This is a genomic window from Candidatus Njordibacter sp. Uisw_039, assembly GCF_047730075.1.
GTDB lineage: Bacteria > Pseudomonadota > Gammaproteobacteria > Pseudomonadales > Balneatricaceae > Njordibacter.
In genome coordinates, this window is record NZ_CP159831.1 from 558,447 (window position 1) to 580,231 (window position 21,785).

The window sequence follows — 21,785 nt, forward strand, 5'->3', positions numbered from 1 at the left end:
CATCTCAACTAGCGCCAAAGTGCACGACTTTCTGTCAGATATACAATCTATATCTCCTGAGCAGTTTGACATGATCATTTCAATAAAAGATATCTTCTTTGGAGCTAATAAAAAATTAGCCGAAGGTATTAAATATGGTGGCTTGGCGTTTAATGTGTCAAATGCATTGATTGGAGGTATTTATACTTACAACAAACACATTTCAATTGAATTCAGTAATGGGTCTGGTTTTACTGATACTGATTCTATACTGGAAGGTAGTGGGAAAAAGAGACGACACAAAAAATATACACAGATGACAACATTGTTCAAAAAAATGTCCCTTATTTTGTTAGTCAAGCAGTGAAGGGCTAAAGAAACTATTGAATGGTAAAGGCAGGGTACACAATCAATTATGCCCAAACTATAAAGATGGCTTTGTTGTGCTTTGAAAAATAATTTGAAATGAAAAGGCGTTTTCTCACTGAGAAAAATGACTGTGGATTATTAGATACTGGCGCAAGGGGATATTACAACGTTGGACTAACAATTTGTCTCAGTATATTTCGCCATTTAAAGCTAATTGAGTTAAATATAGGCGCATATCGAATTCGAGCTGATGATAGTCGCTCGACATATGACAACAGAGTTTGTAAAAAGCTTTGTTATGGTTCTTTTCTTTTAAATGAGCCAATTCATGAACAACAATCATCCTTAGAAACGGTTCTGGAGATGTCCTAAAAACATCACTGATTCTAATTTCGTTTTTACTTTTGAGTTTATTTCCCTGAACCCGAGAAACAAAAGTGTGTAACCCAAGTGCATTGTTAATCGCGTGAATTTTAGGGTCATAAATCACCTGACTTAATGGTGAAGACTTTTTGATATATTGATTTTTGATTGATACAGCATACTCTCGCAGGGATTTGTCATTCACAAACTGATGGGTTGTAGGGTACTTATTGAGTAAATAATCGGACAGGTTATTCTGCTCTATTAGTTGCAGAGCTTGGTCTTTTACTTGTTGAGGGTAGTTTGAAAGATATCTTAAAGTGGACATTGGTTAGGTATCGAGTTTGATTAAACTAATTTCTTTTTTGGAAAGAAATTACTGATACGCATTATATGCTTGAATAATGCCGCAATCTAGCTATCTAAAAGGTGTTTAGGATGCAGGTTTTAGTCCAGCTTTACATTCACCATCAAGCCCTTTAGTTTGGTAGTGATAAGCTATGGCCATAACTAAAGCACCTTGGTTGCTGGGTCATTGGATCAATAAATTGAAGCTCCTTTGCCAGCAACTGTAATGGAGCTACATAGTTATCTGCCGATAGAGGATGTAATTTTGGGTAGTATTTATCATTCAGTATGGGCCAACCCAGCGCCTCCATGTGAAGGCGTAATTGATGGGTTTTTCCAGTGACGGGATTTAATTCAAATAGCGCCTGCTGAGTAGATTGCTGCAGGCATCGAATCACAGAATGACTATTTGCTTCGCCGTTGGTCACACACATGCGAAAGCGTGGTTCGGAATGCACTATACGATTTTTAACTTGCCACTCCTGGCCTATTAGATTTTCACCATGACTAATGTTGGCAATTGCCTGGTAGGTCTTATGCATTTGCCGTGTCTGAAATAAATGGTGATAACGATGGCGTGTGCTTGGGTTAGTAGAGAATATGACCAAACCGGCTGTCACTCTATCCAAGCGGTGTAACGCTTGTAAGGTCTCAATGCCTGTGCTGAGTCGTAAGCGATTTTGCAGGCATTCATTCACATAAATACCGCCCGGGGTTACTGCTAAAAAGTGGGGTTTATAGGCTACTAGAACATGCTCATCCTGAAATATAATCTCTTCCTTAAAAGGGATGCTGGGCTCGCTTTCGACTTCTCTGTAATAGTAGATTCGTTGTTGTGGTTGAAACAGTGATTGTGCTGTTACCAATGATCGGTCGTGGTAATGTACCTTGCCATGGGCGATGCGCTGCCGCCAAACCTGAGCATCAATGTAGGGGAATTTAATGATCAGGTATTCCAGCACAGTGGTTACGCCAGGGTTAGTCTGGGGTAAGCTTAGTCGTGAAGGATAGTCAGAAATTGCCATTGAAGGAGCCAAATTTTGACTATAACACGAGTTTAAGACCGCCATCTTGTGGGACGATTTTTTTGTCGCTCCACTATACAGCGTGATATGGCTAAATTCATAGAATAATGACGTGGAACCTAGATTCAGTTTTGTGGATTCTAGTGCAGTTGCTTGGGAAAAACCCCTAGGGGTTAGTGGTGTTGAGATTAAAAAGCTGTAGGGGCCAATGGCCAGGTAATGGCGCTATATAGGTTTTTGCCTAACATCATATTTCCAGACCATCTGCACGATGCGCCTGAGTTCCTCTATTTACCAGAAGGCAGTGCCAAAGTTGATGGTCAATGGATAAAGGCCCGCTGGGCAAGCGTAGCAGGAATTGGCACTTTAGCAATAGATTTTCAAAGTGGGGATGCAGGTTGTGTATTCGTCGCTGTATATACTATGGGTACAAACAATATTTAGTAGCACGCTAACAGGTGAAAATACAATGAACCAAATTAACCCGAAAAAACTGCTCAACAGCAAGTGGACAGCCGTTAAACCTAAAAACAAGGAAAAACACTTCACCGTGATAGCGGTAGAATTTGATGATGACGAAGCAGTTAGCTCCTGTTTTATTGAAGCTGTTATGTCTAAGCGTGAAACAGACATCCAATGGCAAGAATTAAAAGACATCAGTCAATGGCTGCAGGGTTGGAAATAATACAAGTGTGGTCACCTTTTGGGCTGGCGTTATTCTAGAGTTTAAGTATGCGTAAAACTGATAAAAAAATTGATAATCAACTTAGGCTTGTATTGACTGAGGCTTGTGAAATTGCTTTGAAGGACATTCATGGCTTTCAATGGCTTACTCACTTGGTTAATTATTCGAACTTCCCTAAAAGCTTAAAGGTAGTGTGTGTTTTTGACACTAATGAAAACCTATCTTGTTTTATGTCCCAAAAAACCAAAACAGAACTTGCCTCTCTTATTCAAATGAAGCTTCACACCGTTAATATTGAAGTAAAAAATGTGGAGGATCATATTTTTTATGACACAGAACAAAACTGTCACAAAGAGCACCATGGTAAATGGGCCAGCAGGCTGTTGCACTAAGGCTATAGCTGGCTAAAAATTCTTGGTACTGCCATAGGCCTCTAAGGCTTTTTGACGCGATTCCTTTATTTGCACAATGGGGTGTGGGTAAGTTTCACCCAGGGTGATATTAGCTTGGTTTAATACTTCTGGAGGCGCCTCCCAAGGCCGGAATAAATACTTATCTGGTAGTGCTTTGAGTTCAGGCACATAGAGCTTGGTATATTCCCCTTGAGGGTCGAACTTTTCGCCTTGGATGATTGGGTTGAATACCCTGAAATAGGGCGAGGCATCTGTTCCACACCCTGCGACCCATTGCCAGCTTGCACTGTTGCTGGCTAAGTCTGCATCCACAAGGCAGTCCCAAAACCAGCTGGCCCCTAAGCGCCAGTCAACCAATAGATTCTTGATAAGAAATGATGCAACAACCATGCGAACACGGTTGTGCATATAACCTGTTTGCCACAGTTCTCGCATGCCTGCATCAACCAATGGATAGCCTGTTAACCCTTGTTGCCAGCACTTTAGCCAAGCTGGGTTATTTTCCCATGGAAAATAGTTGAAGTTAGTTTTTAAGTTTTGGTTAGGCAAGCCAGGAAAATGAAATAGTAAATAATAAGAAAATTCCCGCCAGCGTATTTCTCTCTTAAAGTGCTCACTGTTTTCATCATCAGGTATGGTGAGCAATGCATTGATGATTTGATGTGGTGAAATGTCTCCAAAATGAAGGTGAGGGGACAGTCTAGAAATTGCTTTTAATGCAGGTCGATCTCTGCCATCTTTGTAATCGTTTATGCCATTAGATAAAAATTTGTTTAGCAGTAATGATGCGCCAGCTTCACCTGGCTCCCAACACTTATGCAAGCCAGAATCCCAATTAATTGTAGGTAATAATGTTAGACCTTCTAGGCTTGAGGCATGGGAATCATTGATTAACGGTTTTGGCAACTGAGGTGCTGGTAAGAGCGTAATAGGGGGGTCAATTTTGCTCGCCTCACGGTGATACGGGGTGAATACTTTATAAGGGCTGGCATCCTTCTTAAGCACAGACCAGGGTTCATTTAGTAATGAGCCATTAATGCTGTTAGCCTTGATACCTTGCGACGATAATTGCGTTTTGATGTGCTGACTCTGCGCTATATGGTTGGGCTCATAACAACGATTCCAGTAGACAGCATCAACTGCAAATCGCTGACATAAATCAGCAATGATGGTTGCGGCATCACCACGATAGACATTTAAGGCGTTGCCCAATGACGTATCCAATGCTTTTAATGAATGATGCAGCCACCACCTGCTCGCACCACCCATCTGGTACTGGCCTGCATTTTCATCATCGAGTATGTAAATAGGTAGTACATTGGATGCTTCACACGCGGCTATAAGGGCTGGGTTATGGCTCAGGCGTAAGTCTTGGCGAAACCATATGATTGATAGTGAACTATGCATAACTAATCTACTCGATCTTTTCAATGACTAACGTTATTTGGCCTACATTAAATCCCCATTTGGTCATTTCAGTTTGGTTAATCAAGCGAGATTCATCAAGTTGGTAGATCCAATCGTTCAAATCGATGTCCCACGTTGTGCCGTCAACTTCTATAGCTAAGGTATAGCGCCAATTAAAGGCAAAGCCTTGGCTTTCACCTGTAGCTTCGCCCACTGAATCTGATGCTACACCGCTGTATTGATTGTCACCGTGCTTTACAAGACTCCACACTCTGCGCTGTGTTTCACCATCATCATAAAAAAAGTCTTCTTCTAGCAGGCCGTTATTACCTTTCCATGAGCCTACTAAATCGGCACGAAAACGCCTGATGACCTTGCCGTCTCTGTTTTGCACCATGCCGTATGCAGCCAGCTTGCCGTCAAAAAAGGTCTTCATATCAAATGCAGGTGTGGTCGATCGGTAATCAGAAATCGTGGTACTGCATCCGACCAATAATAAGCCTAAAAAAGTTGCCACAAATAAACGCGAACAATTGTGCATAAGATAGTTAAAAGTAGTCATGGTTTTATTCCTATTAATTGATTACGTTGTGTTGGTTTTAATGTGTTCTTTGATAGCCAGATGGCTGTAAAAGCAGATGAAAACAAAGGCTCACTTAAGGAGCCAATAAATTGTTTATTATAAAAAAAGTGACTAATGCCTTCTTCATCTACATATAATATAAGCTGGTCTTGTGGCGCAATATCTGGCCAAATATCACGCAACCTTGATACCCACTCAACGCGATAATCAATATTTTGACGTTCCCACTCATCAATTGTTGATTGTATTAGCTGTTCAGCACTGATGGTCTTTTTATAAAGTAAATCGAGGGATAGGGGCCATTTATTTAGTTCATATGTACCTGTTGGGGTAAGTACTTTGGCCTCATAAATCTCAAACCAAAGCCACTTCATTTTAGCTGTGCCGACTAACTTGAATGTTGGCACTGGCGTCACCTCAATTGAGGTCTCTAAATTAAAGCTTTGGTGGCTTAATGCTTGAGTGCTATAGGCATAGTGACTAGGCAATAGTACTAAGCAGAAAAAGATGAATATTTTTGTCTGTGAACTCAGGCTACCCATAGCGGGGTTTCCTCATTAAAATATCTAGCTTGACACATAACGGTAAGAAGACGCCCCAGATGATGGACACTATTGTTAAAGTCAGCAGTGCGCCGCGAGGCAAATCAACAGCACCAAACTTCCAGCTAGCCCAATAAGCATAGACACCACCTAACGCACTGAAGCTGATAAGGTACATCAGCTTGAAGTTACGTAAAAAGCGCATGCTATGACCTAAATTAAGAATAAAAGCGATCCATAAAACGATCAGCCATGCAGGCCATTCAGTAAAGCTAAAAAAGCCTAATGTGGTCATACATAAGTCGATAAAAAAGCCACCAAAGGCAAGTGATAGAACTTTGAAATCATCAAGGCGACTAGGTGTTAAAACAAAATGCATGACTAAAATGGCGACAGGAACAGGTAGCCATTTGTTGCCGCCAAATATCAACACCAGCCACATGATTTGAAAGCTAACTGGTTGAAACCACTGCCACATTTTCATTACGCTACCTTAGTATTCGTTCTTAATGAGTTCAATATGGGCTAAGCCAATTGCCGACTCACGAAAGCCACCTTCACAGTAGCAAAAGTAATATTCCCACAGGCGGATAAAATCTTCGTTAAAGCCTAACGATTGAATTGCTTCGCGATTGTCTAAGAAACTTACTCTCCAGGCGTTGAGTGTTTTAGCATAATCAATGCGGTAGTCTGATAACTGTTTCATATACATGTTGGTATTGTTTTTAACTAGATCACAAATCACACTGACAGAAGGCAAGTGGCCACCAGGAAATATATTACGTTGGATAAAGTCCACGTTGTTAACATAGCTATCGTAGCGTTGATCATTCATTGTGATTGCTTGGATAAAGGATGTTCCACCTGGTTTTAATAATTTATCCAACGTTTTAAAGTAGGTAGGCATGAACTTATGCCCTACGGCTTCAATCATTTCAATGGAAACAATTTTGGAGTATTGGCCCGTTAAGTCCCGGTAGTCTTTTTTTAATAGTGTAATTTTATGGTTAAGATGTGCATCACTGATACGCTGTTGTGCTAAGTCAAACTGGGCTTCTGATATGGTTGTCGTAGTGACTTGGCAACCATAATTTTTAGCTGCATAACAGGCTAAGCCACCCCATCCAGTGCCTATTTCTAGTAAATGATCATCTTTAGTGAGTTTTAATGCATCACAGATAGTTTTGAGCTTATGCTGCTGGGCCTCTTCAAGCGTTGTCGTTTTATGAGGGAATATTCCAGATGAATATTGCATCGCTTCATCTAAAAAGAACTGATACATTTCATTGCTTAGGTCATAATGGGCGGCTATGTTTGTTCGGCTTCCAGCTTTACTATTTCGATTTAGCCGGTGCTTAAACATATTTATAATGTTCAATAAAAAACCAAAACGTTGTTCGTGCTTTTCCAGTGTTGCTAGATTTCGAGAGAATAGTCGAATCACGTCGACTAAGTTATCACTGCTCCATAAGCCTTCTACATAGGCTTCGCCTGCACCAATGCTGCCACCCCATAAAATACGTGAGTAAGCCTTTTGGTCATGAATAGTGATGGTTACGTTGATACTTGCATCAGGATTACCAAACAAAACCTCGTGACCATTCTCCACTAGCCGAATATGGCCATCGATTAACTTTTTGAGTAATGAATACACTATTCTTTTACTGAGCGAGGGTTTCCCCATTTTCTCAATGTCTTTGGTGTTGGGCATGGGCATGGTCATGATTTACTCTTTGTAGTGGACTTTCTAATCGACAAGGTAGGTGATTCGGATTTTTTTATTTGATATGGCACGTAACGAATGCGTTTTAAAAACAGCTTTAATGCCTGCCAATAAATAGCTCTAACAATGCTTACAGATACGATTGGCCAGCGCAGAAATACAGCAGTTAATTTTTTAGTGTTAATGTCATACCGAGTTGCTGAAAACGATGCAGTAAATAGGTGGTGCCCACGCCAGCTTTCTATATGGATGTTTGTACTTGAAGTTGGCTCTTTAACACGCCACCGGTATTCCATGTCTAAATCCATAAAGGGTGAAACATGAAATGCTTTTTCGGTTGGTGCGGGTGATATTAAATCGATTAAGTAACAATGGCTATTATTCCAAGGTGTGTTGCTTACTTCGGCAATGAGGTATCTGGCAGTAAGATTTTCATACAAAAAGAAAAAATTAATAGGACTAAAATAAATGCCAAAGCAGCGTAATTGCGCTAACACGCATACGCGGTTGATAGTGCTAACGTTTGCACCCAATGAGCCCGCTATAGCAATGGCACGGGCCTTTAACATGTGCCCAGTATCAGATAATGACTCATCTATATTTAGTGGTTCATTTCTAAAGTAATCTGATATCTTGATCTGCAAAGGTGCCCATCGCTGCGATGAAAACCACCAGTATTTGCTATTAAGTAACGAGACCTCATCGAGGTCTAAAAAATTCATATAGAGTGGATACGTGAACTCATGCACTTTTGGGAAGAAACGCTTATGGAACACGTGACCAATATAAAATGCACTTTTCAGAGCAGGTTTTATAGTCTTATGATGAGCCGTTTGGCTATGTGTCTGAGCGTTATGCATTTGCTGTGCCTTGTTGTGTAGCAGCATCAGTTGTATCAAGAGTGATATCAAAGCGTTGGCATACATCTAAAGCGCTTTTCACACCATCTTCATGAAATCCGTTGTACCAATATGCACCACAAAAGTGAGTTAAATTATTACCACAAATAGTGTGCCGTTGGTTTTGAGCGGTAATAGACTCGAGTGAAAAAACGGGATGTGCGTAGGTAAATTGACGTAAAATATGTTGTGGATCAATGCGTTTTGTTTGGTTAAGAGTGACACAAAGGTCTTGCTCAGTTTTGAGCCCTTGCAAAATGTTCATGTTGTAAGTTAGCGTTGGTAACTCATCGACTAGCGGGTCAATACAGTAGTTCCAGCTAGCGTACGCCTTTTTGCGTTTGGGCAGTAAACTATTATCTGTATGCAGCACTACGTCATTGGCGCGGTATTTAATGGCGCCCAACACTTCAGTTTCGTCCTGACTTGGATCTTTTAATAATGCCAGCGCTTGGTCTGAGTGGCAGGCAAAAATAACCTCATCAAATAATTCAGCCCCGCTTTGACTGATAACTTCAACATGGTCCCTATGACGCGTGACTGACTCTACTGCCGAGTTAAGTCGAATGTCTTGTATAGCTTTGGTTAATCTTGGTATGTAGCAACGCGAGCCACCTTCAATCACATACCATTGAGGACGGTTAGCAATGTCCAGTAAACCGTGATTACTCAAAAAGCGCAGGAAAAATTGTAATGGAAAGTCTCTACAACTGTTAATAGAAGCTGACCAAATGGCTGCAGTCATTGCGAGGACATAATGGGTAGCAAAATAATCACTAAAACCATGCTTATCAAGAAACTCCCCTAAGGTGCCTTGGTTATTCTGGCTCAACAGATGAGCTTTTTTTGACAGCCTATTGAAGCGTAGAATTTCGATAATAAAGTAATAAAAGCGTGGCTTTAATAAATTACGACGCTGTGCAAAAAGGCTATTTAAACTATGCCCGTTGTACTCAAGCCCCGTGGCTTGGTTATGCACGCTAAAGCTCATTTCAGTCGGTTTGCTAGTGATCCCAATTTGATCCATCATTTTAATGAAATTAGGGTAAGTACGATCATTAAATACGATAAAACCAGTATCCACTGCTAGGGTTTTACCGTCTATATCAAGGTCGATGGTTGCTGTGTGTCCACCCAAATGGTCGTTAGCTTCAAATAGAGTCACCTGATGATGTTTGCTTAGCAGATAGCCACATGTTTGTCCTGAAATACCACTACCAATAATAGCAATGCGCCTTTGTTTGGGATGTGAATATGTCATTCGGCTGTCCTGATCATTTTAACAGCAAGGCGTCGCCAGAGTGCGTTAGGTAATAACGATAATATTTTCATAATGAAAAAGAATATCTTTGGAAAATTAATCTCCAACTTTCTCTGTTCAAGACCTTGCATAATGTACTTGCAGGCCTGCTCGCCAGAGATGATGCCAGGCATGGAGAAAGTGTTTTTTTGTGTTAAAGCGGTATCTACAAATCCTGGACGAATAAGTGAAACAGCGATACCTCTTGGACTTAGGTCAATGGCCAGTGTGCGTGTTAAATAATCTAACGCGGCTTTGGAAGCACCATAAGCTTCAGAACGTGTGAGTGGCAACATGGTGACTGATGAGCTAACAATGGCTAGCTGGCCACCTTGGTTAATGTTGCTTAATACTCCCTCTAAGCAATACCCTGTGCCAGTAACGTTGGTGTCTATGACCCTTTTAAACAGCGCACTATCAAATGACAATGGATCATCCATGTATTCACATGTCCCTGCATTGAGTATCACGGCATCAAGCGCTCTGACTTCCTTAAGTTTGTTTATTACCTCAGTGCGCTGGTTAATATCAAAAGTGCACAGGATTAATGCTGGGTGTGTTGCTTTAATAGCGCTTTGTAATTTACTCAATGACCTACCACAGGCAATGACCTGCCAGCCAGCTTCTAAGTAGCTATTAGCAAGGTGCATACCAATACCAGAGCTTGCCCCTGTAATTAAGATACGCTTCACGCAGCCAACCTTTTTTTAAGCATGCTAATCACTTTTTTGAGTATCGGTACGTGTTCATAAAACATACTGCCGAGGTCAAAGTAATCTCTTTGGTAAGTGATGCGGTCACTAAACTTCACTTGGCTCACACCAAGCACCATAATCTCTTGGTGGTTATTTAACTTTGGGTGAGCAAACTTCATAGTCCAACTAATAAACCCTTGGGAATCGTCACTCACCACCTCCATAATTTCGAAGCGGCAATAGGTGACATTAGACATCATTTGACTAAAGTGACGTTTAAGGTGGTTAAGGCCTTCAATTTTTTTACCAATAGGGTCTTCAAAAACCGTTTCATGGTGGTAAATTTCACCAAGCCCAGCAAGGCTTTCTTGGCTGAACTCTTTGTAATAGAGGCATAACTTTTCAATTATTGTATTCATAATGTGGGTACTCTAATCGTTAGCTCATTAAAGGTATCGAACCATTGGGCTTATTTTTTCCGGGTAAGGCTCTAAATATCGCTGGTCTTTAATGTACGCAGAGCCGTGTTGCATCAAATGATGTTTCAGCAAAGTTAAAGGTGTAGTCAGCGGTGTGAGGCCTTTATTATAATTGTGAATAATTTCAACGATATGCTCACGTCCCATTGAAGACAGGTTGCCTTTTAAGTACCCTAAAATATGAAATAGCGCATTGGCATGATTTTTTCTGCTTGCAGGCTTGGAAAGCGCCTCAATGAAAGAGCTAAAATAGGTATGGGTGAGCTCTTCAAGTGATTCATTTTTATTGGCACCTAACAACCTTCCAAGTGTACGGCATTTGTCTTGATTATGTGCCATTAAGAGGTACTTATAGCGACTGTGGAACACCATCAGCTTGTGCAAGCTGGGTTGTTCCAAAACCTCTTTGCGAAAATTGCTATAGGCATAGACACGCAGGACAAAATTATCAAATAGTTTATCGTCATGTAGGCGCCCTTCTTCTTCGATTGGCATTAGCGGGTATTGTTCTTTTAATGCTTTGGCGAACACACCGGCAGTGCGAATTTGATGTGGATGCCCATTGGGTTGGTATACCTTTACTCTCTCAAGTCCGCAGCTGGGTGAGTTTTTCATCAAAATATACCCATCAAGGTGACCCATTTCAGGTAATTTCTTCTCGAAACCTTTGACAAGCTGTGCGGTTAAATCTGATGTGCTGTCATTACTAAACACCAATTGTGGAGACGTTGGGTCACCGGTGAGTCGCATCGTAGGTCTTGGAATACCAAATCCAGCCTCTACCTCAGGGCAAAAGCTGGTGAATTTGAAACACTGGCTTAACAGGTCAAGGCATAGCCGAGATTGTGTGTGACCACCGTTATAGCGCACTTCATTTCCTACTAAACAGGCGCTGATACCTACCTGTATAGAAGGTTGATTAATCTCATTTTTCACCTTATCGGTGGCAATGGTGCTTTGGTTATTCATGGTCTATTTCTCACTTGCCTATTTATTATGTAAAGCTATTATTTAAGCATTTTTTGATGCAATGCTAATGCACTGTTGAGTGCGCCAAATGTACCGCCACTGCCTAACCAATCCCCACAGCAGCCAACCTTAAGAGCATCATTCCAAATATAGGGGGTGTTTTCTTGTGATGCTGTTTTATGTTGTGCCATCCGCCAGTAGTGGGATGTTAGAATGCTTGGCTTAGCATCAATGCCGAAGTGCTGGCAGAACGATTCTGTCAATTGAATCGCTGCTGTGTCACTGTCTGCATGCCATTGCTGCTGTGCCCATTCATGTGTGCTGTGGAGTACCCAAATCTCTTGCAGTGGTGCTGGACAGGTTCTATCCGGTTTGCTGTTCTCTCGAATTGCCGTATGTAATAGTGCATGCCCACTTTTATAGACATCTGCATTCATATTCAGAGGTTGTGTAAAACCAATTGCGCAGACGTATTGAGGGTGGCTGTCACTGGGTGATATTTTGGAGTAACTAAGATTGCCGACCGAGTTCAGTAGATCAATGGCTTGCTCTGGAGGAGACGTGATCACTATTCTGTTGCTTACAGCAAGAAGTTGATGGCTTTTATCAAGCAGATGCCAATGGCTATCAGCTCGCTTTATCCGGTACACTCTGCTCTGGGTCAGACTATTAATATGGCCAGCAATTTTGTTATGCCATGTGCTCATTGAGGGCGTGCCACAGAGTGTTTCTAGTGTTTCTTTATTGCCAGTGGGTGTGTCGAAACGGCTAATATTCTTAGTCCATGGAGATAAATAGCCTGCACTAACCCATGTGCTTAACTTATCCTTAAGTAGTGGGTGAGTCACCTTGCTGGGTGAAAATTCAGGGGCGCCTAAATCGATGCTGTAGTCATTGTCAATACGCCTGCGACTGCAGCGGCCACCGAAACCTCTGCTTTTTTCGATGAGAAGGCAGTCGATGCCAGCTTCATCAAGCAGGTTGGCCATAAAACAGCCAGCGGTGCCAGCACCAATGATGGCAACTTCAGTAGTGAGTGAGTGCATGTAATTTATTACTCAAATAGTTATACAAAAAATAATACTGTACAATTAAATACTTGTACAGTATTATTTTTTGTATAATTATTTATGAAAGAATCTAGACAGGTATAAATAGGTTTCAATGAATACAGCTGCGAATCATAACCAAGAACCTGAAAGCCAGTTTCCTATCCGGCAATTGAGTGCTCGCACTCAAGTCAATACGGTTACCCTCAGGGCCTGGGAACGGCGTTATGGCCTGTTAAAGCCACAGAGAACTCCAAAAGGTCACAGGCTCTATTCAGAAGATGATGTTGCTACCATTGAACGGATTTTAACCTTAGTGGCGAGGGGAGTGCCTATTGGCAAGGTCAAGGCTCTGCTTCAGAACAATGTGGCGGTGGATGCGCAAGTCAGCGAGGCTGGAAACTGGCAACATGCAGTTGCTGAGCTTATAGCAGCAGTTGAGCTATTTTCAGCGACCAAAGTTGAGCATTTAATACACAAATCATTTACTAATTATCCCGCCCCTATTTGCAGTGAACGTTTGATGAAGCCGTTGTTTTCTGAACTAAGTTTGATTGATGACCATGGTGCGGCCCTAGGTTTTGCAGAAAGTGAACTGGTTCGCTATGCATTAATTCGTACCAGCGCTAAAGTTCCTAAGAAAAAATTTGCTGATACTGTGGTTTTGATTGCCGGTAATCAAACACCAACCTGGCGTTTGGCACTAATGGCTCTGGAATTAACCGATGCTAAGTTTGCGGTACATTTATTAACGCCCTCATTTAGCGTTGCTGCTGTAATTGAGCTCGCTGGAAAATTTGAACACGCGCACACGGTATTTTACCAAGATGGTATGTGGAAAGATTTAGATCAAGAGTTGATGGCCAAAATATTGCTTAAAAACGATCGGCTTTTTCTTTGTGGTACTGCACCAGTGCTTGCTGATTTGTATGCAGAAGGGCGTGTATTTGAAAACTTAAAATCTTGTATTGATAGTTTAATAAAGCGGCAAACAGTGCCCCAGGATGACCCGAGGTAGCCCATGAATATATTGATTACAGGTGGTACTGGTTTAATTGGCCAGGCCTTCATTCGACAGTTTGGCGATCACCAATTTACGGTGCTCACTCGATCTATACAAGACAGTAATGCTGCACTGCCTGCTACAGTTAGCCTCATCGACTCATTAGAACATTTACAGAATCTAGATGGATTTGATGCTGTTATTAACCTTGCTGGAGAACCCATTATTGACAAACGGTGGAGCCCTAAACAGAAACATATTATCTGCCAAAGCCGGTGGTTGTTAACTCAGCAATTAGTGGCATTGTTCGCACTCAGTCAAAAGCCACCGTCGGTCTTTTTAAATGGTTCTGCCATAGGTGTATATGGAGATCGGGGTGAACAAGAGCTTACGGAAGCCTCTGCCGTTGAAGTAGGTGATTTCTCCACAGAGCTGTGCCTGGGTTGGGAGGAGATTGCCATGCAGGCTCAGTCTTATACCCGTGTGGTCTTGCTGAGAACTGGCATCGTTTTAGCTGCTCATGGTGGTGCTTTAGCGAAGATGTTATTACCATTTAAGTGCTGTTTAGGTGGACGAATTGGTGATGGTGGGCAATATATGTCATGGATTCATTATCAAGACCACATTAATGCGATGCACTACGTATTACTAGATAAAGACATATCAGGGGCGGTCAATTTGGTTGCTCCAGAAGCGCAAAAAAATAGCGTATTCACTCAAACGTTAGCTAAGTCGCTCAATCGAGTAGCCATTTTTCCAATGCCGAAAAAAATCTTATGGGCTTTGCTTGGCGAATCATCCTGCCTCTTGCTTGATAGTCAGAATGTAGTGCCTCAGAAATTGTTAGAAAGCGGCTTTAACTTTAACTTTCGCAGCTTGAAGTCAGCCTTAGATGACTTGCTGGTGGGCACTGCTAACTAAATATGCAAGACAACGCTTAATCCTTGGAGGAAGACACATGAAACAATTATTGATTGCGGCCCATGGCAGCCGAAGAGAGTCATCGAATGATGAGTTAAAGGCATTAGTAGCAAAGGTATCAGCCAACTTGGGTGTGGCTTTTGCTGGCGTGGAGTTGGCTTTTTTGGAGTTTGCGTCACCTTCTATAGAGAGTGTGCTGGTTGACTTTTTTAATGGTAAAACCACAGAAGTGGTGGTTTTACCCTATTTTTTATCCGCTGGTAATCATGTTGTGCAGGACATACCAAGAGAGATTCACAAGGTCTTAGATCAATGGCCTGATAAAAAAATAACAGTGTTGCCTCATATTGGTGCTTTGGATGCCATGGCAAATGTTATTGTTGAAGCCTGTAAAAATGATAACCATTAGCCATTAGAATTTCACTGTGGTGCAGTCCAGCAAACAAGCCAGCGAATGTTGTGATTTATAGCGAGACACCAATTAGCGTTTTATACGGTTTGGTTACATGTTCTAAGCTGCTATTATATCAGTGTTTAAATATGAGTAGAAAGCCATGAATCGTCGTAAAAAAGGTATTCAGATTTTAAAGGCTCGTATTAAAAGGTCTAACGCTAAATTGAACCCGCAAAGTAAGCCTAAGTACATTAGCAAAGTGGATCGAGTGGAATCAGCTGCAGAGGATACCGATGATCCAACTTTTGTTGCTGAACAATGACCCTAATAATGTATAACAACAGCATGAATGCTGCCAGCGTTGGCAACCACACTGGTCGCTTCGCGTATTCTAGTGGTAGCATGTACCAACGTTCAAACTGAAAGGGATTTTCGTGGCAACCACACAAGTTATTGCAGAGTTTTTAGCACGGGAATTTCCTCAATCTAAGTGTGTGGTAGAGGCTATTGGAGAGTGCAGTTCTACTGTAAGTCATCCCATAGGGTTTGATGAATTGCGTCCGGGAGGCACAGTCTCAGGCCCAATACTCATGACAGTAGCAGATGTGGCTTTATATTCTGCAGTGCTGGGTGAACTAGGTTTAGTTGCGCTAGCGGTCACTTCTAACTTGTCGATCAACTTTTTAAGAAAACCCTCTGCAGAAAAAGACATAGTGGGTCACTGTAAGTTGGTTAAAGTAGGGCGCACTCTAGTGATGGGGGAGGTGATGTTATACTCTCGTGGTGATGAGAAGCCTGTGGCCCATGTGATGGGCACGTATGCTTTACCTGCGAAAACGTAAAGCTTAGAAAATTAGCACACAAAAAAGTAACTCCTGTAAGCTAGGCTATTACTTTAAGCAAATCCCGCAATGGTTTCAATTTAAAGCTAAGGTTATTGTGGCGTCAAAAGAGTGGTATGTCTAAACCAATATTCCACTCAATTTCTTCATTAATCCAATGCAAATTTTGTTCTGTCACAACCATGATCAAACCTTTTGGCAACCAGCCTAAACTAAACCCTTGTGGACTAAACGCGTTGGTGCTCAAGGGATGGCTTAAGTCACGTGCTGAAAGCCTCAATAAGGCTTGAACTAATGAGTTTTCAGTGCTCACTGGGAGCAGTTTGTCGTAGCCTGTATTCATGAATTCTATCTCGTCATTATGGAGATCAGAATCCAACTGCATGCTGGCGTGCTAATAGCTCATGAGCAAATCACATTGTCCTTGCAATAGTACTTTACAATACTTGTTCCCTGTCCAACTCTGGGTCGCTAGGTTGATATCGAAGTTCCACTCAAAGCCTTCTTCTGGGGCTGCATTTTGCGTTAGCTGTTTATACTACTGAGTTAGGAAGCTAAGGAGAACTTATTGTTTGGCACACATTACATGTGACTGTAATGTTACGCAAAAGTCGATGTTTTTTGACTTTACCTAGCCGTTAAAATGAAATTAAATAATCCTTATAAAGTGGTGGATTTACTCCACACCTACGAAAGGAATTCTAAGATGAAATTTCAATTAGCTATAAATCTTGAGCGCCTGGATAGTAGTCTCGATATGAAGGATGTTTCCCGCCACACGTTAGAAATGGTGCAAATGGCTGAGGATGGTGGGTTTGAGATTGTCTGGGCTGCTGAACATCATGCTCTGGAAATGACGATTGCCCCCAACCCGTTTCAAATACTGACATGGTGGGCTGGCGAGACCAATAAAATTAGACTTGGAACGGCTTGTGTCAATGCAGCCTATTGGCATCCGATTAAGTTAGCAGGGGAAGCTGCGTTCCTTGATTTGGTTAGTGGTGGCCGATTGGAATTTGGCATTGGGTCTGGGGCGTATCAGCGTGAGTTTGATCGAATGAAGCCTGGTTTACTTCAGTCTGATGGGTATAAATATATGCAGGAAATGCTGCCTGCCGTCTTGGCTCTATGGAAGGGTGATTATGCGCATGAGGGGGAATACTGGCAGTTTCCGACCTCGACTTCAGTGCCAAAGCCTTTACAAGCTGACCCACGTATTTGGGTCGCAGCTAGATCACCGATCACTTATGATTATGCTGTTGCTAATAATGCTAATATTATGTGTTGGCCGTTCACGCGTCCACATGCCGAGGCCGAGTTGTACAGGAGGCATTTAGATGAATCCATTGCAAAGCATGGCGGTACTGCGAACCCAATTTTTGCACTAATGCGCCATACTGCCCTGTATGAAAATCAGTCGGACCGCGATAAGGCAATCAACGCGATTACACGTGTTTTGGGGCAATTCGAAAACTTATACCGTAATCTTGGCGACGTTGAAAATGGATTTCCGAAAGAAATCCCACTTTGTGAGTTAGAGGGCCGCGAACAATATGACCCTTTAATGTTGGAGGAAAACCTGATGTTTGGGTCACCCGATACTGTGATCAAAAAGCTCAAGCGTTATCAGATGTTGGGTGTAGATGAGTTCATTTATTATGCCTCTATGGGACTCGATCACGCAGCTCAAAAACGATCGTTGCGGATGTTTTGCAACGAAGTAATCCCAGAATTCAAATAACGAGTCGCTCATGTCAATTGGATGTAATTTTTAAAAAAAGGTGATGATGATGAAATTTGGATACTTTTATAACCTAACCAATTGGGATCATAGACCCTATCAAGAACTCATTGATGAAACGCGTAATGTTGCCCAATATTGCGATAAAACAGGTTGGGATTCTATCTGGATGACGGAACATCATATTAATCATGAGGGCATGGATGCGTGTCCTAATCCTCTAATGATGTCCGCTGACATTGCCGCAAGAACCCAACAGATTCGTGTTGGTCAGGCGGCAAGTATTATTCCATTTTGGAATCCACTGCGTTTTGCGGAAGATGTGGCATTGCTTGATCAATTGTCAAACGGCCGTGTTGAATGCGGTATTGGCCGAGGTGTTTATGGTCGTGAGGCCATTCATATGAACCCTGAAGCTGATGTTGCTGATCCCGCGAAGAATTATCGCCTGTTTGAAGAATCTCTCAATATTGTTAAAAAAGCCTGGACTCAGGATTTGTTTGATCATCAGGGTGAGTTTTATAATTATCCAGCCCCCAATTTTAAATGGCAGCACGATATGAGCCCTCCAGATCCAAGCTTTATGGATTTAGAGACAAATGCCTTGACTAAAATAGGGCTGGTACCCAGACCATTGCAGCAGCCACATCCACCAATCTGGCAGGTTGTTGATGGTGCCAGTTCAATAGAGTGGGCCGGTTTACATGGTTTAAAAAGTATTATGTGGATACCTACTGTGGCTGCACTAAAACCACGTTTTGAAATATTTCAGAAAGCTCGGTCTGAATATAAAGGGCATCAAGTACCATTAGGTGAAGGCATTTCTTTAGTGCGTGACATGTTTGTTGCAGATAGCATGGATGAGGCACGAGAATTGGCAGCGGAAGGTATACTTACTTATATTCGCTGGATAGCCCATTGGCGTGGTCTTGGCAACCATATGAACCCTGGTGAAGAGTTGCCAGAGACGCCCAACAAGCTAGATTTACTGGATTATGATTTTCTGCATCCTAGAAATTTATTGTTTGGTACGCCTGACTACGTGGCTGAAAAAATTCATGAATTGCAAACTGAGTTGGGGCTTGAGCATTTACAGGTTTGGTCTAACTTCCCATGTGTACCGCACAAGCATGTAATGAAGAGTGTGAAAATGTTCACTGAGAAAGTTATGCCTCAGTTTTGTTAATATGTAATGTTAGATGAAATATGAATGCTAAAATAAAAGCCGATACGGCTTTTCAACAGGATGGTGCAGGGCCTGTTGTTGTACTAATACATGGCTTAGGCCTCAACATGGATATGTGGCAATGGCAGCTTGATGCGCTCTTGCAACACTTCACTGTGTTGCGTTATGACCTGCTTGGGCATGGGGACAGCATTAAGCCTAAGGGTGCTTATACCATGCCGCAGATGGTTGATCAGTTACATCGACTTATTGATGCTCAAGGGCATCAGCATTGTGTAGTCATCGGGTTTTCGTTAGGAGGTTTGATTGCCAAGGCATTTACTCTTGCTCATCCTGACCGGGTATCTGCTTTGGTGGTGATGAACTCAGCCCATGCGCGCACGGATGAGCAGCGAGCAGGGATTATGTTACGGGTGGAACAGTGTCGCGCTGATGGCCCTGGGACAACGGTTTCAGATGCATTGGCACGTTGGTTTTCGACCGGGTTTATAGAAAACAACCCTGAGACTATTGAGAAGGTTCGTCAATGGGTATTGGCAAATGACAAGCAGGTATATCCTGAGTTATATATGTTGTTGGCTAATGCTGATATAGGTATGGAGGAGGCAATTTCTACTATTGTGTGTCCGACACTTATTTTGACTGGTGCAGAAGATTATGGTAATTCAGCCGAAATGGCCGAAAAAATGGCTGTCAAAATACCTGGATCAAGATTAGCGATTCTGCAGGGATTGAGGCACATGGCTTTAGTAGAAGATCCACCAACAGTCAATCGCATTGTTATAGGCTTTTTATCTACTGTGTTTGAAGAATAGTCGTGTCGAATATATGCCTTTAGCGTCTCATAATGGAGGGTTTTGGTTGTGATACTAGATGGGGTTGAAGTTCTGGGCGGACCGGTGGTAATCAATAATCGGCGGTTATCTTTGTCGAAGGCCGTTAGAGCTGGAAATTTTATATTCCTTACTGGGCAAATACCTATGCTGGATGGAAAGCCAATGACAGAAGGAAGTATAGAAGAGCAAACCAAAAACTGTATTGAACATATACGTTTAACACTTTTGGATTGCGGATGTGATTTGCATAACGTTGTGAAGTCCATGATATGGCTGAAAGATCGAACAGATTTTCCAGGGTTTAATGAGGTTTACGGTCAATACTTTACAGAAATGCCACCTGCACGTTCAGCCTTGGTGTCTGACTTTTTAGTGGATATAAAAATTGAAATTGAATGCATCGCGTATATTAGTGATGGACATAAGCCATCGAAAATTAACGTTGATTAGAGTTAAGTAATGACACCATATTTTCTATTGGGATCATGACATTGGAGTAATACTATGACTGAATTAAAAAAATATCAGATGTATATTGACGGTAAGTACGTTAATGCAGAGAACAATAAAACGTTCGAAAGTATGAATCCGGCGACGGGTGAATCGTGGGCGACTATTCCTGAAGCTAGTGCTAAGGATGTGGATCTTGCTGTTAAGGCAGCGCATCGAGCATTTACCTCTGGCCCATGGAGTACGATGTTACCAACACAGCGGGGTAAATTGTTACGCAGGTTGGGCGATCTCTTAGCTAAACATTCTGAAGAACTGGGTGAGATTGAAACTACGGACACAGGAAAATTATTAAAAGAAACTCGATGGCAAGCGGGTTATATTTCAGAGTATTTTCATTATTATGCTGGGCTGGCAGATAAGGTGCAGGGTGCGACGCTGCCGATAGATAAAGCTGATATGTTTGCCATGACTATTCGTGAGCCCCTGGGCGTGGTTGCAGCGATTGTGCCCTGGAATTCCCAGCTGTTTTTGACGGCAGTAAAGTTGGGGCCTGCTTTGGCAACAGGAAATACAGTTGTTTTAAAGGCATCCGAGCATGCTTCAGCTCCGATGTTGGCGTTTGCCAAAGTTTTTGAAGAGGCGGGTTTCCCTCCTGGTGTAGTTAATATTGTTACCGGTTTTGGTGACCCCTGTGGCAAGGTGCTGAGTTCACACCCATTAGTGGATCGAATTAGTTTTACGGGTGGCTTAGAAACGGCGAGGCATATCATTCGTAATTCAGCAGAAAACTTTGCTCAGGTGTCAACCGAGCTTGGTGGAAAGTCACCTATGATTATTTTTGCCGATGCTGATATGAAAAGTGCCATTAACGGTATATTGTTAAGCGTTTTTAGCGCCAGTGGACAGAGTTGTGTGGCGGGTTCACGTTTATTAATTCAAGACAGTATTTATGATGAAGTAGTTGCCAAAATTGCAGAACGTGCAGCTGAAATATGCATTGGTGATCCGCTGGATGACAAGACTCAAATGGGGCCATTAGCAACGCGTAACCAATTGGATAATATTGAGCACAGTATCCGATTATCGTTGGAAATGGGTGCAAAGCTGGTTTATGGAGCGCGTCGTCCAAGTGGTTTAAACCCTGAAGGTTTGTACTATGAGCCTACTATAATTGAGTGTCCGAATATGGATGTGCACGTGGCGAAGACCGAAATGTTCGGACCTGTTGTTAGTGTATTGCGATTTAAAGATGAAAAAGAAGCTATTGCGATTGCTAATAATACAAACTTCGGTCTTGCTTCAGGTATTTTTACCACCAATATTGGTCGTGGCATAAGAATGAGTAAAGCTATTCGTTCGGGCATCGTTTGGATTAATACCTACCGAGCAGTATCACCAATGGCGCCATTTGGTGGGTTTAAGGACAGTGGTCATGGTCGTGAGTCCGGCCTTGAAGCAGTTTACGACTACACCCGAGAGAAAACTATTTGGATTAACACTTCGTCTGAGCCAATTGATGATCCTTTTCGTATGCAATGATTGGTATGATTTAATAAACAATAGAAATATAGAGAGAGCAAG

Annotated in this window: 28 protein-coding genes; 14 read left to right on the forward strand and 14 right to left on the reverse strand. The window is 42.1% G+C overall.

The window, feature by feature from the left end; genetic code table 11:
* Nucleotides 1-70: 70 nt before the first annotated feature.
* Complete coding sequence (locus ABXT70_RS02625; RefSeq protein WP_443641632.1) at nucleotides 71-346, forward strand: hypothetical protein; 276 nt, start codon at nucleotides 71-73, stop codon at nucleotides 344-346.
* A gap of 189 nt (nucleotides 347-535) precedes the next feature.
* Here ABXT70_RS02625 and ABXT70_RS02630 read toward each other — a convergent pair whose 3' ends face one another.
* Together ABXT70_RS02630 and ABXT70_RS02635 are read right to left on the reverse strand one after the other, a co-directional pair.
* Complete coding sequence (locus tag ABXT70_RS02630) at nucleotides 536-1,039, reverse strand: M48 metallopeptidase family protein (RefSeq protein WP_443641633.1); 504 nt, start codon at nucleotides 1,037-1,039, stop codon at nucleotides 536-538.
* 151 nt (nucleotides 1,040-1,190) lie between these two features.
* Nucleotides 1,191-2,084 carry a pseudouridine synthase gene (locus ABXT70_RS02635; RefSeq protein WP_443641634.1) on the reverse strand — a complete coding sequence of 298 codons (894 nt, stop codon included), beginning with the start codon at nucleotides 2,082-2,084 and terminating at the stop codon, nucleotides 1,191-1,193.
* A 237-nt stretch (nucleotides 2,085-2,321) separates the two neighbouring features.
* Here ABXT70_RS02635 and ABXT70_RS02640 point away from each other — a divergent pair, with 237 nt between their 5' ends.
* The 3 genes from ABXT70_RS02640 to ABXT70_RS02650 are packed head-to-tail and all read left to right on the forward strand — an operon-like array spanning nucleotide 2,322 to nucleotide 3,161.
* Complete coding sequence (locus ABXT70_RS02640; RefSeq protein ID WP_443641635.1) at nucleotides 2,322-2,528, forward strand: hypothetical protein; 207 nt, start codon at nucleotides 2,322-2,324, stop codon at nucleotides 2,526-2,528.
* Between the two features lie 25 nt (nucleotides 2,529-2,553).
* On the forward strand, nucleotides 2,554-2,769 hold the full coding sequence (locus ABXT70_RS02645) for a TIGR02450 family Trp-rich protein (protein WP_443641636.1): 216 nt from the start codon (nucleotides 2,554-2,556) through the stop codon (nucleotides 2,767-2,769).
* 47 nt (nucleotides 2,770-2,816) lie between these two features.
* Nucleotides 2,817-3,161: a Fis family transcriptional regulator gene (locus tag ABXT70_RS02650; protein ID WP_443641637.1), complete on the forward strand. Its 345-nt coding sequence runs from the start codon at nucleotides 2,817-2,819 to the stop codon at nucleotides 3,159-3,161.
* A gap of 12 nt (nucleotides 3,162-3,173) precedes the next feature.
* On the opposite strand, the gene ABXT70_RS02655 is transcribed toward ABXT70_RS02650, so the two are convergent.
* The 11 genes from ABXT70_RS02655 to ABXT70_RS02705 form a co-directional block, all read right to left on the reverse strand.
* Nucleotides 3,174-4,589, reverse strand: coding sequence for a cryptochrome/photolyase family protein (locus tag ABXT70_RS02655; RefSeq protein WP_443641638.1), 1,416 nt, complete (start codon nucleotides 4,587-4,589; stop codon nucleotides 3,174-3,176).
* 7 nt (nucleotides 4,590-4,596) lie between these two features.
* Nucleotides 4,597-5,151 (reverse strand): DUF3833 domain-containing protein, encoded by a 555-nt coding sequence (locus ABXT70_RS02660; RefSeq protein WP_443641639.1) that lies wholly within the window; start codon nucleotides 5,149-5,151, stop codon nucleotides 4,597-4,599.
* Nucleotides 5,148-5,714 carry a hypothetical protein gene (locus ABXT70_RS02665; protein ID WP_443641640.1) on the reverse strand — a complete coding sequence of 189 codons (567 nt, stop codon included), beginning with the start codon at nucleotides 5,712-5,714 and terminating at the stop codon, nucleotides 5,148-5,150. Before ABXT70_RS02665 ends, ABXT70_RS02660 begins: the two co-directional genes overlap by 4 nt.
* Nucleotides 5,707-6,198 carry a DUF2878 domain-containing protein gene (locus ABXT70_RS02670; protein ID WP_443641641.1) on the reverse strand — a complete coding sequence of 164 codons (492 nt, stop codon included), beginning with the start codon at nucleotides 6,196-6,198 and terminating at the stop codon, nucleotides 5,707-5,709. The genes ABXT70_RS02665 and ABXT70_RS02670 overlap by 8 nt, the downstream gene beginning before the upstream one ends.
* Before the next feature lie 9 nt (nucleotides 6,199-6,207).
* Nucleotides 6,208-7,437 carry a class I SAM-dependent methyltransferase gene (locus ABXT70_RS02675; RefSeq protein WP_443641642.1) on the reverse strand — a complete coding sequence of 410 codons (1,230 nt, stop codon included), beginning with the start codon at nucleotides 7,435-7,437 and terminating at the stop codon, nucleotides 6,208-6,210.
* Nucleotides 7,434-8,297 carry a DUF1365 domain-containing protein gene (locus ABXT70_RS02680; protein WP_443641643.1) on the reverse strand — a complete coding sequence of 288 codons (864 nt, stop codon included), beginning with the start codon at nucleotides 8,295-8,297 and terminating at the stop codon, nucleotides 7,434-7,436. The genes ABXT70_RS02675 and ABXT70_RS02680 overlap by 4 nt, the downstream gene beginning before the upstream one ends.
* Nucleotides 8,290-9,597, reverse strand: coding sequence for an NAD(P)/FAD-dependent oxidoreductase (locus ABXT70_RS02685; RefSeq protein ID WP_443641644.1), 1,308 nt, complete (start codon nucleotides 9,595-9,597; stop codon nucleotides 8,290-8,292). The genes ABXT70_RS02680 and ABXT70_RS02685 overlap by 8 nt, the downstream gene beginning before the upstream one ends.
* Nucleotides 9,594-10,328 (reverse strand): SDR family NAD(P)-dependent oxidoreductase, encoded by a 735-nt coding sequence (locus ABXT70_RS02690; RefSeq protein ID WP_443641645.1) that lies wholly within the window; start codon nucleotides 10,326-10,328, stop codon nucleotides 9,594-9,596. Before ABXT70_RS02690 ends, ABXT70_RS02685 begins: the two co-directional genes overlap by 4 nt.
* On the reverse strand, nucleotides 10,325-10,750 hold the full coding sequence (locus tag ABXT70_RS02695) for a nuclear transport factor 2 family protein (protein ID WP_443641646.1): 426 nt from the start codon (nucleotides 10,748-10,750) through the stop codon (nucleotides 10,325-10,327). The genes ABXT70_RS02690 and ABXT70_RS02695 overlap by 4 nt, the downstream gene beginning before the upstream one ends.
* A 27-nt stretch (nucleotides 10,751-10,777) precedes the next feature.
* The gene (locus ABXT70_RS02700) at nucleotides 10,778-11,746 is read right to left on the reverse strand and encodes a YbgA family protein (protein ID WP_443641647.1); all 969 of its coding nucleotides are present in this window, start codon (nucleotides 11,744-11,746) and stop codon (nucleotides 10,778-10,780) included.
* 71 nt (nucleotides 11,747-11,817) lie between these two features.
* Nucleotides 11,818-12,825, reverse strand: a complete 1,008-nt coding sequence (locus tag ABXT70_RS02705; protein ID WP_443641649.1) for an NAD(P)/FAD-dependent oxidoreductase — start codon at nucleotides 12,823-12,825, stop codon at nucleotides 11,818-11,820.
* Between the two features lie 118 nt (nucleotides 12,826-12,943).
* On the opposite strand from ABXT70_RS02705, the gene ABXT70_RS02710 reads away from it, so the two are divergent.
* From ABXT70_RS02710 to ABXT70_RS02730, 5 genes are all read left to right on the forward strand, one after another.
* Nucleotides 12,944-13,846 (forward strand): MerR family transcriptional regulator, encoded by a 903-nt coding sequence (locus ABXT70_RS02710; protein ID WP_443641650.1) that lies wholly within the window; start codon nucleotides 12,944-12,946, stop codon nucleotides 13,844-13,846.
* 3 nt (nucleotides 13,847-13,849) lie between these two features.
* Nucleotides 13,850-14,752 carry a TIGR01777 family oxidoreductase gene (locus ABXT70_RS02715; RefSeq protein ID WP_443641651.1) on the forward strand — a complete coding sequence of 301 codons (903 nt, stop codon included), beginning with the start codon at nucleotides 13,850-13,852 and terminating at the stop codon, nucleotides 14,750-14,752.
* 37 nt (nucleotides 14,753-14,789) lie between these two features.
* Nucleotides 14,790-15,161 carry a sirohydrochlorin chelatase gene (locus tag ABXT70_RS02720; RefSeq protein WP_443641652.1) on the forward strand — a complete coding sequence of 124 codons (372 nt, stop codon included), beginning with the start codon at nucleotides 14,790-14,792 and terminating at the stop codon, nucleotides 15,159-15,161.
* 145 nt (nucleotides 15,162-15,306) lie between these two features.
* The gene (locus tag ABXT70_RS02725; protein ID WP_443641653.1) at nucleotides 15,307-15,468 is read left to right on the forward strand and encodes a DUF2986 domain-containing protein; all 162 of its coding nucleotides are present in this window, start codon (nucleotides 15,307-15,309) and stop codon (nucleotides 15,466-15,468) included.
* 112 nt (nucleotides 15,469-15,580) lie between these two features.
* Nucleotides 15,581-15,988 carry a PaaI family thioesterase gene (locus ABXT70_RS02730; RefSeq protein ID WP_443641654.1) on the forward strand — a complete coding sequence of 136 codons (408 nt, stop codon included), beginning with the start codon at nucleotides 15,581-15,583 and terminating at the stop codon, nucleotides 15,986-15,988.
* 103 nt (nucleotides 15,989-16,091) lie between these two features.
* On the opposite strand, the gene ABXT70_RS02735 is transcribed toward ABXT70_RS02730, so the two are convergent.
* Nucleotides 16,092-16,373, reverse strand: coding sequence for a hypothetical protein (locus tag ABXT70_RS02735; RefSeq protein ID WP_443641655.1), 282 nt, complete (start codon nucleotides 16,371-16,373; stop codon nucleotides 16,092-16,094).
* A gap of 258 nt (nucleotides 16,374-16,631) precedes the next feature.
* Between ABXT70_RS02735 and ABXT70_RS02740 the strand changes: the two genes are divergently transcribed.
* From ABXT70_RS02740 to ABXT70_RS02760, 5 genes are all read left to right on the forward strand, one after another.
* Nucleotides 16,632-17,729, forward strand: a complete 1,098-nt coding sequence (locus ABXT70_RS02740) for an LLM class flavin-dependent oxidoreductase (protein WP_443641656.1) — start codon at nucleotides 16,632-16,634, stop codon at nucleotides 17,727-17,729.
* Between the two features lie 43 nt (nucleotides 17,730-17,772).
* Nucleotides 17,773-18,915: an LLM class flavin-dependent oxidoreductase gene (locus ABXT70_RS02745; protein ID WP_443641657.1), complete on the forward strand. Its 1,143-nt coding sequence runs from the start codon at nucleotides 17,773-17,775 to the stop codon at nucleotides 18,913-18,915.
* Nucleotides 18,916-18,935: 20 nt separating this feature from the next.
* On the forward strand, nucleotides 18,936-19,730 hold the full coding sequence (locus tag ABXT70_RS02750; protein ID WP_443641658.1) for an alpha/beta fold hydrolase: 795 nt from the start codon (nucleotides 18,936-18,938) through the stop codon (nucleotides 19,728-19,730).
* Nucleotides 19,731-19,814: 84 nt separating this feature from the next.
* Entirely contained in the window at nucleotides 19,815-20,201 is a 387-nt protein-coding gene (locus tag ABXT70_RS02755) for a RidA family protein (RefSeq protein ID WP_443642471.1), read from the forward strand.
* A gap of 54 nt (nucleotides 20,202-20,255) precedes the next feature.
* Nucleotides 20,256-21,743 (forward strand): aldehyde dehydrogenase, encoded by a 1,488-nt coding sequence (locus ABXT70_RS02760; protein WP_443641659.1) that lies wholly within the window; start codon nucleotides 20,256-20,258, stop codon nucleotides 21,741-21,743.
* The last annotated feature ends 42 nt before the right edge of the window (nucleotides 21,744-21,785 follow it).

Bases quoted from the DNA above. Each gene is read 5' to 3' on its own strand.
- ABXT70_RS02625 (WP_443641632.1), top strand. From the start codon at position 71: ATGATCATTTCAATAAAAGATATCTTCTTTGGAGCTAATAAAAAATTA.
- ABXT70_RS02630 (WP_443641633.1), bottom strand. From the start codon at position 1,039: ATGTCCACTTTAAGATATCTTTCAAACTACCCTCAACAAGTAAAAGAC.
- ABXT70_RS02635 (WP_443641634.1), bottom strand. From the start codon at position 2,084: ATGGCAATTTCTGACTATCCTTCACGACTAAGCTTACCCCAGACTAAC.
- ABXT70_RS02645 (WP_443641636.1), top strand. From the start codon at position 2,554: ATGAACCAAATTAACCCGAAAAAACTGCTCAACAGCAAGTGGACAGCC.
- ABXT70_RS02650 (WP_443641637.1), top strand. From the start codon at position 2,817: ATGCGTAAAACTGATAAAAAAATTGATAATCAACTTAGGCTTGTATTG.
- ABXT70_RS02655 (WP_443641638.1), bottom strand. From the start codon at position 4,589: ATGCATAGTTCACTATCAATCATATGGTTTCGCCAAGACTTACGCCTG.
- ABXT70_RS02660 (WP_443641639.1), bottom strand. From the start codon at position 5,151: ATGACTACTTTTAACTATCTTATGCACAATTGTTCGCGTTTATTTGTG.
- ABXT70_RS02665 (WP_443641640.1), bottom strand. From the start codon at position 5,714: ATGGGTAGCCTGAGTTCACAGACAAAAATATTCATCTTTTTCTGCTTA.
- ABXT70_RS02670 (WP_443641641.1), bottom strand. From the start codon at position 6,198: ATGAAAATGTGGCAGTGGTTTCAACCAGTTAGCTTTCAAATCATGTGG.
- ABXT70_RS02675 (WP_443641642.1), bottom strand. From the start codon at position 7,437: ATGACCATGCCCATGCCCAACACCAAAGACATTGAGAAAATGGGGAAA.
- ABXT70_RS02680 (WP_443641643.1), bottom strand. From the start codon at position 8,297: ATGCATAACGCTCAGACACATAGCCAAACGGCTCATCATAAGACTATA.
- ABXT70_RS02685 (WP_443641644.1), bottom strand. From the start codon at position 9,597: ATGACATATTCACATCCCAAACAAAGGCGCATTGCTATTATTGGTAGT.
- ABXT70_RS02695 (WP_443641646.1), bottom strand. From the start codon at position 10,750: ATGAATACAATAATTGAAAAGTTATGCCTCTATTACAAAGAGTTCAGC.
- ABXT70_RS02705 (WP_443641649.1), bottom strand. From the start codon at position 12,825: ATGCACTCACTCACTACTGAAGTTGCCATCATTGGTGCTGGCACCGCT.
- ABXT70_RS02710 (WP_443641650.1), top strand. From the start codon at position 12,944: ATGAATACAGCTGCGAATCATAACCAAGAACCTGAAAGCCAGTTTCCT.
- ABXT70_RS02715 (WP_443641651.1), top strand. From the start codon at position 13,850: ATGAATATATTGATTACAGGTGGTACTGGTTTAATTGGCCAGGCCTTC.
- ABXT70_RS02720 (WP_443641652.1), top strand. From the start codon at position 14,790: ATGAAACAATTATTGATTGCGGCCCATGGCAGCCGAAGAGAGTCATCG.
- ABXT70_RS02725 (WP_443641653.1), top strand. From the start codon at position 15,307: ATGAATCGTCGTAAAAAAGGTATTCAGATTTTAAAGGCTCGTATTAAA.
- ABXT70_RS02735 (WP_443641655.1), bottom strand. From the start codon at position 16,373: ATGCAGTTGGATTCTGATCTCCATAATGACGAGATAGAATTCATGAAT.
- ABXT70_RS02740 (WP_443641656.1), top strand. From the start codon at position 16,632: ATGAAATTAAATAATCCTTATAAAGTGGTGGATTTACTCCACACCTAC.
- ABXT70_RS02745 (WP_443641657.1), top strand. From the start codon at position 17,773: ATGATGATGAAATTTGGATACTTTTATAACCTAACCAATTGGGATCAT.
- ABXT70_RS02750 (WP_443641658.1), top strand. From the start codon at position 18,936: ATGAATGCTAAAATAAAAGCCGATACGGCTTTTCAACAGGATGGTGCA.
- ABXT70_RS02760 (WP_443641659.1), top strand. From the start codon at position 20,256: ATGACTGAATTAAAAAAATATCAGATGTATATTGACGGTAAGTACGTT.